14 protein-coding genes, 1 tRNA gene and 1 pseudogene are annotated in these 13,017 nt (G+C 34.5%); 13 read left to right on the top strand and 3 right to left on the bottom strand.

Going from position 1 to position 13,017, the window contains the following annotated elements; all coding sequences use genetic code 11:
* Positions 1–34: 34 nt before the first annotated feature.
* From K1I97_RS04560 to K1I97_RS04550, 3 genes and pseudogenes are all read right to left on the bottom strand, one after another.
* A pseudogene (locus K1I97_RS04560) lies at positions 35–278 on the bottom strand (IS3 family transposase); the annotation flags it as partial.
* 113 nt (positions 279–391) lie between these two features.
* Positions 392–1,087 (bottom strand): lantibiotic ABC transporter permease, encoded by a 696-nt coding sequence (locus K1I97_RS04555; protein WP_223331611.1) that lies wholly within the window; start codon positions 1,085–1,087, stop codon positions 392–394.
* 96 nt (positions 1,088–1,183) lie between these two features.
* A complete protein-coding gene (locus K1I97_RS04550) occupies positions 1,184–2,128 on the bottom strand; it encodes a DHH family phosphoesterase (protein ID WP_223331610.1) in 945 nt (314 codons plus the stop codon).
* 103 nt (positions 2,129–2,231) lie between these two features.
* Here K1I97_RS04550 and K1I97_RS04545 point away from each other — a divergent pair, with 103 nt between their 5' ends.
* The 13 genes from K1I97_RS04545 (at position 2,232) to K1I97_RS04485 (ending at position 12,915) form a co-directional block, all read left to right on the top strand.
* The gene (locus K1I97_RS04545; protein WP_223331609.1) at positions 2,232–2,675 is read left to right on the top strand and encodes a flavodoxin; all 444 of its coding nucleotides are present in this window, start codon (positions 2,232–2,234) and stop codon (positions 2,673–2,675) included.
* Between the two features lie 117 nt (positions 2,676–2,792).
* Positions 2,793–3,059, top strand: a complete 267-nt coding sequence (locus tag K1I97_RS04540) for a chorismate mutase (protein WP_223331608.1) — start codon at positions 2,793–2,795, stop codon at positions 3,057–3,059.
* Positions 3,056–3,430 (top strand): fluoride efflux transporter CrcB, encoded by a 375-nt coding sequence (crcB, locus tag K1I97_RS04535; protein ID WP_223331607.1) that lies wholly within the window; start codon positions 3,056–3,058, stop codon positions 3,428–3,430. Before K1I97_RS04540 ends, crcB (K1I97_RS04535) begins: the two co-directional genes overlap by 4 nt.
* Complete coding sequence (gene crcB / locus K1I97_RS04530; protein WP_223331606.1) at positions 3,424–3,753, top strand: fluoride efflux transporter CrcB; 330 nt, start codon at positions 3,424–3,426, stop codon at positions 3,751–3,753. Before crcB (K1I97_RS04535) ends, crcB (K1I97_RS04530) begins: the two co-directional genes overlap by 7 nt.
* A 118-nt stretch (positions 3,754–3,871) precedes the next feature.
* Positions 3,872–4,219, top strand: coding sequence for a 50S ribosomal protein L19 (gene rplS, locus K1I97_RS04525; RefSeq protein ID WP_001068669.1), 348 nt, complete (start codon positions 3,872–3,874; stop codon positions 4,217–4,219).
* A gap of 42 nt (positions 4,220–4,261) precedes the next feature.
* A tRNA-Arg gene (locus K1I97_RS04520) sits at positions 4,262–4,333 on the top strand.
* Between the two features lie 482 nt (positions 4,334–4,815).
* Complete coding sequence (locus K1I97_RS04515) at positions 4,816–7,044, top strand: glycosyl hydrolase family 28-related protein (protein ID WP_125839106.1); 2,229 nt, start codon at positions 4,816–4,818, stop codon at positions 7,042–7,044.
* Positions 7,031–7,762, top strand: coding sequence for a protein phosphatase 2C domain-containing protein (locus K1I97_RS04510; protein ID WP_125449783.1), 732 nt, complete (start codon positions 7,031–7,033; stop codon positions 7,760–7,762). The genes K1I97_RS04515 and K1I97_RS04510 overlap by 14 nt, the downstream gene beginning before the upstream one ends.
* An 82-nt stretch (positions 7,763–7,844) precedes the next feature.
* On the top strand, positions 7,845–8,483 hold the full coding sequence (locus tag K1I97_RS04505) for a phosphate signaling complex PhoU family protein (protein WP_169446694.1): 639 nt from the start codon (positions 7,845–7,847) through the stop codon (positions 8,481–8,483).
* 16 nt (positions 8,484–8,499) lie between these two features.
* Positions 8,500–9,975, top strand: a complete 1,476-nt coding sequence (gene galT, locus K1I97_RS04500) for a UDP-glucose--hexose-1-phosphate uridylyltransferase (RefSeq protein WP_125450193.1) — start codon at positions 8,500–8,502, stop codon at positions 9,973–9,975.
* Positions 9,976–9,987: 12 nt separating this feature from the next.
* Positions 9,988–11,001, top strand: coding sequence for a UDP-glucose 4-epimerase GalE (galE, locus tag K1I97_RS04495; protein WP_125450192.1), 1,014 nt, complete (start codon positions 9,988–9,990; stop codon positions 10,999–11,001).
* Positions 11,002–11,142: 141 nt separating this feature from the next.
* Entirely contained in the window at positions 11,143–11,799 is a 657-nt protein-coding gene (locus tag K1I97_RS04490; protein WP_084973849.1) for a DUF1868 domain-containing protein, read from the top strand.
* Between the two features lie 36 nt (positions 11,800–11,835).
* Entirely contained in the window at positions 11,836–12,915 is a 1,080-nt protein-coding gene (locus tag K1I97_RS04485; RefSeq protein ID WP_125450190.1) for an extracellular solute-binding protein, read from the top strand.
* The last annotated feature ends 102 nt before the right edge of the window (positions 12,916–13,017 follow it).

Below are 13,017 nucleotides of genomic sequence, written 5' to 3'. Positions count from 1 at the left end.
ATGTTTTGCGTGGCTCAGAAAGATTAGATAAATGACTATGTCCTTTTAGTTTTACATGAATTCGTTTGTCGTAGTATACCAATGTAGTCTCCAATAGCTTGTTCAAGCTCTTCTCACATATATAAAATATCTCCGATTTCAAAATGCCAAAGAAGGACTCCATCATCCCCTTATCAGGGCTGTTGCCCTTTCGTAATATTGATAGCTGAATTCCCTTTCTTCTCCAAAAAGATGGTATGAAGAGCGTTGATATTGCCATTTTGGTCACTGTGGAGAATAGGACCAATTGATCCTCATAACTTAGTTTCATAGCAAAACACCCCATAAGTTAGACAAAAAATCTAACTTATGGGGTGAGGTACATATTACTGAGGCGAGACTAGAAGAATAATTAGTTCCCTTGATCAGGATCCTTTTGTTCTTCCTTCTGTTCATTTTTTATTTCAGTTTCAACTTCTGTTACTGATTCATTTTCAGTCTCAGTTGTTTCTTCTTTTGATTTTACTGATTCAGTCTCTTTGTTTGCCTCGTCTATTTTAGTTTCAGCTTCTTTCTCTTCTTTCTTATGTTCTTGAGATTCTTTCTTGATTTCTTCAACAGCAGTTTTAACGGTAGAGCTTGTTACACGTCCGACTGTTTGAGCAAAATCTTTTCCTGACTCAGCTAATTCAGTGAATGATTCTTTTGTAATTTTACCACCTGACATTGCCAAGAGACCAGTTACCACAAGTGCAATGCTAGCAAGAAGGGAAAGAATCAAACCAAACCCGATTGAAACACCGTATCCACCAAAGTTAGATACATACTTATTTACGCTGAATAGATTAACAAGAGTGACGAGAGTTGAAATTGCACCTGCAACAATAACACCAATGGCAAAACCTTTAGGCATTGGTTTATTCATATTGTTCAGGCAAGCAAGAACGATAGAGACGATAGCTGCGATGATAACGAACCAGCCATCTCCATTGAAACCATGTACACTATATGAACCAAAAGTACCAATATTCAAACTAGCCCATGGCAAGAGGGCACCAAGAATGGCCACCCCAGCAGAAATGAGGATAAATAAACGATTTTTTTCCATAATAAGTCTCCTTTTATTTGATTTTATTTATTATACCATAAAGTGAGGTACAAAGAAACCTTGTATTCAAAAGAATGTAAACGGTCAAGAAAAATCTTAGCTTGGATTAGTTTGTAGTGCCTCTTGAATTTTTCCGTATATTTGTTCATTTTCCTCTAAGCTATAGGAATTGGCGCCGCTAGCTAATGGGTGCCCTCCTCCGTCGTGTTGTTTGGCAATTTCATTGATAGGAGTGATTTTACTGCGCATACGCACACGGAAGTGGCCATCAGCTTGTTCAACAAAGATGGCCCAAGCCTTAACAGTATCAATTCGGCCAGGTGCTCCGACAATCGCTGCTGTTTCAGCATCCGTAACCTTGTATTTTTTCAAGATGTCTTGAGTAAGCAGAACGCGTGCAGCCCCGTTTTCATCAACTTCTAAATGATCATAGACAAAGCCTTGCAGTTTTGCAATCTTGAAGTTCATGGTATCCATTTGACGAGACAATCCAGCAAAGTCAAAATCAACTTCTCGGAGCTGGCCAGCTATTCTAAAGGTACGGGCACTAGTTGACGGGTAGAGAAAGCGCCCTGTATCCCCGACAATTCCTGCATAGAGAAGTCGTGCCGCTTCACTAGACAAAGTTAGCTGATTTTCTTGAGCAAATAATGCAATCATCTCACTGGCGCTGCTTGAACTTGTATCCACCCAAGATAGGTCACCATAGATATCATCATTTGGATGGTGATCGATTTTGATGGTGAAAGCAGCTTGTTCATAGCGTTTATCATCGATACGAGGGCGATTCGCTGTATCACAAATAATAGCAAGAGCTCCTTGGTAGTCACTGTCTTGGACAGCATCCATTTCCGCCATCCAGGTTAGAGTTGGTTCGTTAAAACCGACTGCTTTGATGGTCTTTTCTGGAAAATGGTGTGTGAGAAGAGCTTTCAAGCCCACTTGGCTCCCTAAGGCATCAGGATCTGGTTTCATATGACGATGAATGATAATGGTATCGTATTCTTTGATTTTTTCTAAGATTTGCTGGCAAATTTCCATAAATAACCTCAATTCTTTCTCATTTCATTGTAGCACAAGAATTTTTATTTTTAAAATGAAAAAGATATGATATAATGGAGAAAGATAAATTGAGGAGGACGATATGGCATTAGCAAAAATTGTATTTGCCAGTATGACCGGTAATACCGAAGAAATTGCAGATATTGTAGCAGATAAATTGCGTGACTTGGGCTTGGATGTTGATGTGGATGAATGTACGACTGTTGACGCTTCAGACTTCTTGGAGGCGGACATCGCGATCGTTGCGACTTACACTTACGGAGATGGAGAATTGCCAGATGAGATGATGGACTTCTACGAAGACCTAGCAGATCTCAACTTGAATGGCAAAATCTATGGAGTGGTCGGTTCAGGAGATACCTTCTATGACGAATTCTGTAAGGCTGTTGATGACTTTGATCGCGTTTTTGTAGCAACAGGAGCAGAAAAAGGTTCAGATTGTGTTAAAGTGGATCTGTCTGCTGAAGAAGAAGACATCGAACGCTTGGAACAATTCGCAGAAGAATTAGCTGCAAAAGTAGGATAAGAATCAAACTGCGCTGACTGGAATAAGTTGGTGCGTTTTTTTATTAGTTATTTTGGGATTTTACTAGCCTATTTGGTGGCTTTTTGATACAATAATTCAAATAAAGGAGGAGACACTATGAATTTAGATTGTATTCGGCAAGAAATTGATCAAATCGACGACCAAATCGTCAAGCTCCTAGAAGAACGGATGCATTTAGTTGAAGGGGTTGTCGCTTATAAAAAATCATCTGGTAAGCCAATCTTAGATTCTAAGAGAGAAGCGGTTATTTTTGAAAAGGTTAGAAGTCGTGTAGAGGACAAGCGCTATCAGGAGACTATTGTTGCGACTTTTTCTGACATTCTCAAACGTTCGCGTGATTATCAGGATCAAAACATCAAATGAAAAAAGAACAATTTTATCCGCTCGGAATTTTTATGGCTGCTATGTTGAGTGGGCTTGTCCGCTACTTGGTTTCCACTTGGTTACCAGCCAGCCCAGACTTCCCTTGGGGGACCCTTCTCGTCAATTATCTGGGCATTTTCTGCTTGGTTTATCTGGTGAAAGGCTATCTGGTCTATAAGGGAACTAGTAAAGGCTTGGTTTTGGCGCTGGGTACAGGTTTTTGCGGAGGTTTAACAACCTTTTCTAGTCTAATGCTTGATGCCGTGAAACTGCTTGATACCGGGCGTTATCTTAGTTTAGGCATCTACTTATTTTTGAGCATTGGTGGAGGACTGCTCTTGGCTTATTTTCTAGGGAGGAAGAAATGGTAATCGTCTATCTTGCAATCGCTTGCGGGTTTGGAGCACTAGTGCGCTATTTCTTTTCTAGCTACAATCAAGCTTCTAAATTGCCATTGGGAACTCTCATTGCCAATCTTCTAGGATGTTTTTTAATTGGCCTACTCTACAATCATGTGGAGTCCAAGGAAGTCTATGCTATCCTAGCGACAGGTTTTTGTGGTGGCTTGACGACCTTTTCAACCCTGAATGATGAGCTGCAAAGACTACTTAGTGACAAGAAGGTATTTTATAGCTATTTAGTCTTAACCTACATAGGTGGTTTTCTAGCGATTTTTTTAGGAATTCTGCTATAAATTTCTTTACTTTTATGTGGAAATTTGGTAAACTGTATCTTGTGTGTAATGGACGCACAAAAATACAGTTTATCCGCTGAGGAAGGTTCCTCAAGATTGACAAAGATAGGAGAATAAAATGAATCCATTAATCCAAAGCTTGACTGAAGGTCAACTTCGTACAGATATCCCATCATTCCGTCCTGGTGACACTGTTCGTGTACATGCGAAAGTTGTCGAAGGTAACCGTGAACGTATCCAGATTTTTGAAGGTGTTGTTATCGCACGTAAAGGTGCTGGCATCTCAGAAAACTACACAGTTCGTAAAATCTCTAACGGTGTAGGTGTTGAGCGTATCTTCCCAATCCACACTCCACGTGTTGAAAAGATCGAAGTTGTTCGTTACGGTAAAGTACGTCGTGCGAAATTGTACTACTTGCGTGCACTTCAAGGTAAGGCAGCTCGTATCAAAGAAATCCGTCGTTAATTCGACTAAAAAACTCTGCTTACCTAGCAGAGTTTTTCTCTAGCTCCCTTAGTTCAATGGATATAACAACTCCCTCCTAAGGAGTAGTTGCAGGTTCGATTCCTGCAGGGGGCATTTTAAGTAATGCAAAGAAAAGCAAAGAATATGCAAAGTGTTTATTTTAAGGCAATCATCACAAGTTAATTTTTAAAAATAATTTAGTATTTTTTGTTTTTTTGACCAAATCATGACCAAATTTTGACCAAAATTAAATTTTTAGAAATTAATATAAAGTAAAGTAGATCAAGAAATTGGTCTATTTTTTGTGAAACAGTATTAAGAGTTATTAAAAAATATTTTATCATTTTCACTATGAAATTGTTCTGTCCATTTAAAAATGTTGGAAGAGACTAAATAATATTTTTGGTTTATAGAACAGATATAAAGTTTTAAATATGATTACGCTTTAAAAAAATGTTGTATTTTATTGTGTTATCCCTTGACAATTTTATTTAGAAAATATATGATAAGGATAATGACAGCGGTGTCATTTTGTCTGATGTAAAAAAATTTAGTGATACATAGTAAAAAAACAATAAAAAATTTGGAGGTGTTTTATGAAGCATTTTGTTCACAATGAGGTTTTTAGTATTCGGAAACTTAAGGTTGGATTGTGCTCTGTTTTGGTAGCGGTTTCATTCTTGGGGGTACAAAGTGTTTTTGCTGATGAAGTTATTACAAGTACTTCACAGATATCTATAAATAAGCTTTCTACTTCAACCACCAATAGTTTAGAAAGCTCATCAACTAATAATTATGATAAACCTACTGGGATTGACTCTTCTACTTCACAATTAACCGATAGTAATGTTGATTCTCCTTTGACACCTAATAAAGAATATAAAGAAGATGGGGTAAATACTGGAACTTTTGAAGATGAAATGAAAGATTCTCCTCTTGTTTCTAATAGTGACCTTTCTACTTCAACTATCAAAACTTTAGAAGGTTCCTTAACTAGTAAACATGACAGTTTGACTGATTTTATTAGTACTTATTCAAAGTCAGTTAGTTCTGAGAACGAAGTTGCAGATACCTCTAATAGTAATGAAGTGCGAGAGAGTAACACTGCCTTAGAAAAAGGAATTGAAGTTTCGGCTTTAAATGTAAAAGATTATGGTGCAGTAGGCGATGGGGTTAATGATGACAGACAAGCAATTCAAGATACAATAGATGCAGCTGCTAAAGGATTAGGTGGAGGAAAAGTATATTTTCCTGAGGGAACTTATTTAGTTAAAGAAATTGTCTTTTTGAGAAGTCATACACACATAGAAGTACATGAAAAAGCTACAATATTAAATGGTATCAATATCAAAAATCATCCTTCTATTGTATTCATGACAGGTTTATTCACTGATGATGGAGATCAAGTTGAGTGGGAACCAACCGAAGATATCAGTTACTCTGGTGGAACAATTGATATGAACGGAGCTTTGAATGAAGAGAGGACAAAAGCTAAGAATCTTCCTTTGATCAATTCTTCAGGAGCCTTTGCTATAGGAAATTCAAAAAACGTAACAATAAGTAATGTAACCTTTAAAGATAGCTATCAGGGTCATGCCATTCAAATTGCAGGTTCAAAAAATGTACTAGTAGACAACTCTCGGTTTTTGGGACAAGCTCTCCCTAAGACTATGAAGGATGGTCAGATCATCAGTAAGGAGTCTATTCAAATAGAGCCATTAACCAGAAAAGGCTTTCCATATGCATTAAATGATAATGGTCAAAAATCTGAAAATGTAACAATTCAAAATTCTTATTTTGGTAAAAGTGAAAAATCAGGTGAATTAGTAACTGCAATTGGGACACATTATCAAACTGCAACAACTGAAAATCCTTCAAATATTAAAATTCTAAATAATCATTTTGATAATATGATGTATGCGGGTATTCGCTTTACAGGATTTACTGATATTTTAATAAAAGGAAATAGGTTTGATAAGAAAACTAAAGAGGAAAGTGTACACTATCGTGAAAATGGTGCTGCTTTAGTTAATGCTTATAGTTATAAAAATGTTAAAGATATATTAGATTTGAATAAACATGTGACTATTACTGGAAATGTATTTAATATTGCTGATTCTAACACTAAAGCAATACGAATTGCAAAAGATAGTGCAGATTATCTTGGAAAAGTAACTGATATTACTGTAACAAAGAATATCATTCGTAATAATTCGAAAAATACTGAACAGCCAAATATTGAAATGTTAAGAGTCAGCGACAATTTGGTAGTGTCTGATAATATCATTTCAGGAGGTAAAGACGGAATCGTAATTGAAGAATCCGCTGGAAGTATCACTGTCTTAAATAACCAACTTTCCAATTTAACAGGAAATCATGTTTCTTTACTTAAAACTGATTTTAATGGGACCAGTTCAGACACAAATAATAGTGTCGGTGATTTTAATATTATAACTGAGAATGAAAGTTATAAAATCTTTTCGCAAAATTCAGGTAATCATTCAGATAACCACTCAGATAAGCATGCAGAGGAAATAAAACCTGTAGCTGAAAACAAAAATAGTTTAGCTAATAATTACTCAGTAAATAGTGTAGATGATAAAATTGAAAAATCAAATCATGATTCAGGTAATGTAGTAACAGGAGAAATTTCACAAAAACAATATGACGTAACTAATGTTAGTGAAGTAGTTAAGACAAAAAATAATCAACATGCATTACCAAAAACTGGATTAAATAAAATGGTTGAGTTGCTTTTAACTATTATTGGAATTTGCCTTCTATTTGGACAACGGAGTTTTAAACGTCATTATGAAGATAGATAGAATATGCTCAATACAAGGTAGCACTATAGAGAACGAAGATAGCGTAGGTTACAAAAATCAATATTTCTGGATTATAGATGGAGCAACAGATTTATTTAATTCAAAAGACTCTATAGGTTATTCAGTTTCAGAAGTATCTCACCTTATTTCTGAATGTCTCAAGCAGTATTGTGACGATTCGTTATCATTGAAGAAAATTTTCGAGCTTGTTTTGGATGATGTTAGAAAAATAATAGAGATAGATCAGTGTGAGTTTGATGATTATTACCAGTTACCAACTTTTGCCTTTATTTTTGCGAAATTATCTGGTTTAAAATTAGAATACATAATGATTGGCGATTGTGTTATGATAGTCAACAATCAAACTATTACAGACCATAGAGTAGATTGCCTTTTTGAACAAGGAAAATTTTCAATCAAATCTAATGATGAAGTTGATAAAAAGACTATATTACAAAATATTAGGAAGCTAGCTAATAAACCAGATGGATATTGGATAGGTTCACTAGACAAAAGTAGTATAAATCATGTTATCAATGGTAGTTTGGAAGTAACTAGTGATCATATTGTTTTAATGACTGATGGTTTTTACGATTTTTATACTCAAAATTCAGGCTACAATTTTGGAGAGTTAATTGAAATGAGAAAAGAATCTACAAATATTGATCCTATTTATGGTAAAAAAGATGATGCAAGTATTTTGATAATTGATGTTTAAAATAATTTCATCATATGATGAACTATAAAGACAGTTATCTATACGAGTTCTTTATAGTGCAATTGATTATTGAGGTTAGATAATGTTGAGAAAGCATTTTGACAATGAAATTATTGAGTTGTCTAATAATCTAGAAGATATATGGATTTCTATAATAAAAAAATATGAAATGATATTTGATGATTTAACTGAAGTTCAAAAACAAAGTATTATAGATAATGATTTAGTTATTAATGAAGCAGTTGTTACAATAGATATGAAAGGTATTGAACTCATCTGTTTACAACATCCTGTTTCTGTTGATTTGAGAAAAATTATAACTATAGTAAAATTATCCACAGATATTGAACGTATTGGTGATCGAATCATTGAAATAGTTAAGAATTTAAAAAATATTCATACAATGCATGAATGGGGACCATTATTTTATGAAATGCTAAAAATACATTTTATTCTAGGGGATCACTTAAAGAAAACTCTAACATGGTATAAGAATAGAAACTATGAACCTGACGTATATGACTATAATAAAAAATGTAAGTTGATATCTGGTCTATGTCAAAAACTAGGAGACAAAGTAGTAGAGAACTTTCTTATTGAATCCTCAAATGTTGATGAAGCTATTGTATTTTTAGAAGTTATTAATATTCTTGATAAGATGTCCCATACAACAAAATCTATTTATAAATGGTTAGATTATCAGGAAATTGGAGTATTATAGTTAAAGAGGAGTATATATGCAGACAATAGTAGATAATTTTGCTAATAAAGTTATTGAATATGGAATTTATAAATCGATGGACCAAATATATATAAAAAATAGAATATTGGCTTTAATCGGTGAAGAAGGAACTGATAAGATTTCAAATGATAGTGATCTTAAAAAATTAAAAGACAATTTAGTAGAAATAGCTTTAAAGAACGGTAAAATTGCTGATTTAGCTGAGGCAAAGGAATGTTTAGGTGCAGAGCTGATGAATTTTATCGTTCCATTACCAAGTCGCCTTAATGATATTTTTTGGAGTTCATATGATGTTTCGCCACAGGAAGCAGTTGAAGAGTTCTATCAGTTAAGTAAAGATAGCGACTATATTAAATTGTCAGCTATCGCTAAAAATATAGCTTTTCATACTGAAACTAATTATGGTTCACTTGAAATTACAATCAATTTATCAAAACCGGAAAAAGATCCGAAAACAATCGCAGCAGAGAAATTGGTAAAGTCATCTAATTATCCAAAATGTTTACTTTGTATGGAAAATGAAGGTTATCAGGGGAGAATAAATTATCCAGCACGTGCTAATCATAGAATTATTCGGTTGGAACTGGGAGACGAAGTATGGGGTTTCCAGTATTCCCCATACTCATATTTTAATGAGCATGCGATATTCTTGAATAGTCAACATGTACCAATGGCTATTACGTCCAAAACATTTGAACAATTATTGGAGATTGTTGATATTTTACCAGGATATTTTGCTGGTTCAAATTCTGATCTTCCTATCTCAGGAGGTTCTATTCTTAGTCATAATCACTACCAGGGAGGAAAACATATTTTCCCAATGGAAAAAGCAAAAATTGAGAGAGAATTTCTTTTTAAAGACTTTGAGGATGTTAAAGCAGGTATTGTAAAATGGCCGATGTCAGTGATTAGGCTACAAGGTGAAAATAAAAATCGTTTGGTAGAATTAGCTACTAAAATCCTAAATATCTGGAGAGAATATTCAGATTTAGAAGTAGACATCATTGCTAAGACTGAAGATATTCCACACCATACGGTGACTCCTATTGCTCGTAAAGTGGATGGAAGATATGAATTGGATATTGTTCTGAGAGATAACCATACTACTAAACAATACCCAGATGGTGTTTACCACCCTCATCAAGATGTACAACATATTAAAAAGGAAAATATCGGGTTAATCGAAGTGATGGGACTTGCGATTTTACCACCTCGTTTGAAAACAGAGTTAGAAGAAGTTGAAAAATATCTTTTAGGAGAAAAAAATTCAATTGCAAACTATCATTTAGAATGGGCTGACCAATTGAAAGAAAAATATCCTAATATTAAAAAAGAAGAGGTTAATCGCGTAGTTCAACACGAAGTAGGACAAGTATTTGCGAGAGTTCTCGAAGATGCTGGCGTTTATAAGAATACTCCGTTTGGACATGAAGCGTTTATGAGATTTGTTAAGTCGGTTGGAATTAGTTAGGAGGAACCCCAAATGGCAATATTGGTGACAGGCGGAGCTGGTTATATTGGTAGCCATACCGTAGTAGAATTATTAAATTTAGGGAAGGAAGTCGTAATTGTCGATAACCTTTCGAACTCTAGCATCTTGGTATTAGATCGGATTGAAGCAATTACTGGGAAACGTCCTGCGTTTTACGAATTAGATGTTTGTGATAAACAAGGATTGAGAAAAGTTTTTGAACAAGAATCTATTGAGGCTGCAATTCATTTTGCAGGATACAAAGCTGTCGGAGAATCCGTGCAAAAGCCTGTGATGTACTACGAAAATAATATTATGAGCACATTAGCTCTTGTTGAAGTGATGTCAGAGTTTAAAGTTAAGAAGATTGTATTTTCATCGAGTGCGACTGTATACGGCATTCACAATCAATCACCCCTCATTGAGACAATGCCGACAAGTGCAACAAACCCTTATGGGTACACCAAAGTGATGCTTGAACAAATTTTAAAAGATGTTCATGTAGCAGATTCAGAGTGGAGTATTGCATTGCTTCGTTATTTTAATCCGATCGGGGCTCATGAGTCTGGGCTTATTGGTGAAGACCCCTCTGGAATTCCCAACAACTTGATGCCTTTTATTGCACAAGTAGCTGTAGGCAAGCGATCAGAGCTAAGTGTTTTTGGAGATGATTATGATACGGTAGATGGTACTGGTGTTCGCGATTATATCCATGTAGTGGATTTAGCGATAGGGCATATAAAAGCTTTAGAAAAAGTATCCGAAAAAACAGATGTTTATATTTATAACCTGGGCTCAGGAGAGGGAACTAGTGTATTACAACTTGTAAATACATTTGAAAGTGTCAATAAGGTTCCAATTCCTTATAAAATTGTTCCAAGACGATCAGGAGACGTTGCGACTTGTTATGCAAATGCAGACAAAGCGTATAAGGAGTTAAATTGGAAGACTACGAAAACGGTTGAAGATATGTGTAGAGATACATGGAATTGGCAATCCAAAAATCCTAATGGATACAATAAATAATAAAGCACAATAGTCTTGTGATATGTATATATAAAAAAAATCAAAAAAAAATTATGAAAGCGCTTGACAAAGTAATCGTTTACATTGTATAATGTAAACATGAATGACACCGATGTCAAAAATAAAAAAGAAGGTCTTTTTATGAAAAACTTAACAAAAATTAAGTTCAAAGAGAACGGGGAATTTAATCATTTCCCAGGGAATACAGTTGTTGCAAATCTTTATACTAATTCAGATTTGATGGAAGTTGTTGATATCATTCAATCACGTTATAGAGAGTTGCCATTTATAGATAAATTTACATTAACTCCAAGAGATTCTATTCATATGACAGTAATAGAGTTACTTTGTCACGAAAATCGTGAGTCTGAATTTTGGAGTAGTCATCTACCACTAGATACACCATTACAAGAAATTCATGATTACTTTGCTAAGCAACTAGAAATCTTCCCATTACTCAACGAAGATATTCATATGCGAGTTACTGAAATGGGCAATCAAAACATTTTAGTTGAACCAGCAGATGAAAAATCAGCTAAACGATTAGAAGAAATTAGAACGTATGTTTCAGAAAAAGCAGGTGTTCGATTCCCTAATCATGATCGCTATCAATTCCATATCTCAATTGGATATCTTCGAGTTCCATTAACGGAAGATGAAAATGAAGAGTTTACAAAGGTGAAAAAGGAATTAACAAAAGTTCTACTTGAAAAGATTCCTGTAATTACTGTAAATCGTATTGATTATACAGTATTTGAAGATATGAGACGATTTGTTCCATATTGTGAAAAATTTTAAAAAAAATTATTATTAAAAATATAAAGGAGTTTTCATATGAAAAAATCTAAATTGTTATCGCTTTTAGCTGCAGGGGTTGCGGTTACAACATTGGCAGCATGTTCAGGTGGTTCAAATAATTCATCAAATTCTTCGAGCGATACACCTCAATCAGAAGAAAAAGCTGATAAGAGCCAAGAATTAGTAATTTATTCTAACTCTGTTTCAAACGGACGTGGAGATTGGCTAACTGCTAAAGCAAAAGAAGCTGGTTTCAATATTAAAATGGTTGATATCCCTGGCGCTCAATTAGCAGACCGTGTTATTGCTGAGAAGAATAATGCAGTTGCAGATATGGTATTTGGAATTGGTGCTGTTGATTCAAATAAAATTAGAGATCAAAAATTACTAGTACAGTACAAGCCTAAATGGTTAGATAAAATTGATCAATCTTTATCAGATAAAGATAATTATTATAATCCTGTGATTGTTCAACCATTAGTTTTAATTGGGGCGCCTGATGTAAAAGAAATGCCTAAAGATTGGACTGAGTTAGGTAGCAAGTATAAAGGTAAATATTCAATTTCTGGGCTCTCAGGTGGAACAGGGCGTGCTATCTTGGCAAGTATCCTTGTTCGTTATCTAGATGATAAAGGAGAATTGGGTGTTTCTGAAAAAGGTTGGCAAGCAGCTAAAGAATATTTGGAAAATGCGTACACTCTTCAAAAGGGTGAAAGTTCAATTGTTAAAATGTTGGATAAGGATGACCCAATCCAGTATGGAATGATGTGGGGTTCTGGTGCATTAGTTGGACAGAAAGAACAAAATGTTGTATTTAAAGTAATGTCTCCTGAAATTGGTGTCCCGTTTGTAACTGAACAAACAATGATTTTGAATACTAGTAAGAAACAAGCTTTAGCTAAAGAATTTATTGATTGGTTTGGTCAAACAGAAATTCAAGTAGAGTATAGCAAAAACTTTGGTTCTATTCCTGCAAATACTGAGGCAGTGAAAGAGTTACCAGAAGCAACTAAGAAATTTGTTGATCAAGTGAAACCACAAAGTATTGATTGGGAAGCTGTTGGAAAACATTTGGACGAATGGGTCGAAAAAGCTGAACTTGAATATGTAAAATAGGACATAAGTGTAATTTTTAAAATTCCAAGTCTCTCTAATGTTTCTGCACATACAAAAGAAATTAAGAGGGACTTTTTATATATTAGTAAAGGAAGTTAATAA

Origin of the sequence: Streptococcus oralis (genome assembly GCF_019929345.1) — a bacterium.
Classification (GTDB): Bacteria; Bacillota; Bacilli; order Lactobacillales; family Streptococcaceae; genus Streptococcus.
Note: the sequence above shows the minus strand (reverse complement) of the source record. Positions and strands in the feature narration are given on the sequence as shown.

What these genes read in the sequence shown, in the direction of transcription:
- K1I97_RS04555 (WP_223331611.1), bottom strand. Translation starts at nt 1,087, where the DNA reads ATGGAAAAAAATCGTTTATTTATCCTCATTTCTGCTGGGGTGGCCATT.
- K1I97_RS04550 (WP_223331610.1), bottom strand. Translation starts at nt 2,128, where the DNA reads ATGGAAATTTGCCAGCAAATCTTAGAAAAAATCAAAGAATACGATACC.
- K1I97_RS04545 (WP_223331609.1), top strand. Translation starts at nt 2,232, where the DNA reads ATGGCATTAGCAAAAATTGTATTTGCCAGTATGACCGGTAATACCGAA.
- K1I97_RS04540 (WP_223331608.1), top strand. Translation starts at nt 2,793, where the DNA reads ATGAATTTAGATTGTATTCGGCAAGAAATTGATCAAATCGACGACCAA.
- crcB (WP_223331607.1), top strand. Translation starts at nt 3,056, where the DNA reads ATGAAAAAAGAACAATTTTATCCGCTCGGAATTTTTATGGCTGCTATG.
- crcB (WP_223331606.1), top strand. Translation starts at nt 3,424, where the DNA reads ATGGTAATCGTCTATCTTGCAATCGCTTGCGGGTTTGGAGCACTAGTG.
- rplS (WP_001068669.1), top strand. Translation starts at nt 3,872, where the DNA reads ATGAATCCATTAATCCAAAGCTTGACTGAAGGTCAACTTCGTACAGAT.
- K1I97_RS04515 (WP_125839106.1), top strand. Translation starts at nt 4,816, where the DNA reads ATGAAGCATTTTGTTCACAATGAGGTTTTTAGTATTCGGAAACTTAAG.
- K1I97_RS04510 (WP_125449783.1), top strand. Translation starts at nt 7,031, where the DNA reads ATGAAGATAGATAGAATATGCTCAATACAAGGTAGCACTATAGAGAAC.
- K1I97_RS04505 (WP_169446694.1), top strand. Translation starts at nt 7,845, where the DNA reads ATGTTGAGAAAGCATTTTGACAATGAAATTATTGAGTTGTCTAATAAT.
- galT (WP_125450193.1), top strand. Translation starts at nt 8,500, where the DNA reads ATGCAGACAATAGTAGATAATTTTGCTAATAAAGTTATTGAATATGGA.
- galE (WP_125450192.1), top strand. Translation starts at nt 9,988, where the DNA reads ATGGCAATATTGGTGACAGGCGGAGCTGGTTATATTGGTAGCCATACC.
- K1I97_RS04490 (WP_084973849.1), top strand. Translation starts at nt 11,143, where the DNA reads ATGAAAAACTTAACAAAAATTAAGTTCAAAGAGAACGGGGAATTTAAT.
- K1I97_RS04485 (WP_125450190.1), top strand. Translation starts at nt 11,836, where the DNA reads ATGAAAAAATCTAAATTGTTATCGCTTTTAGCTGCAGGGGTTGCGGTT.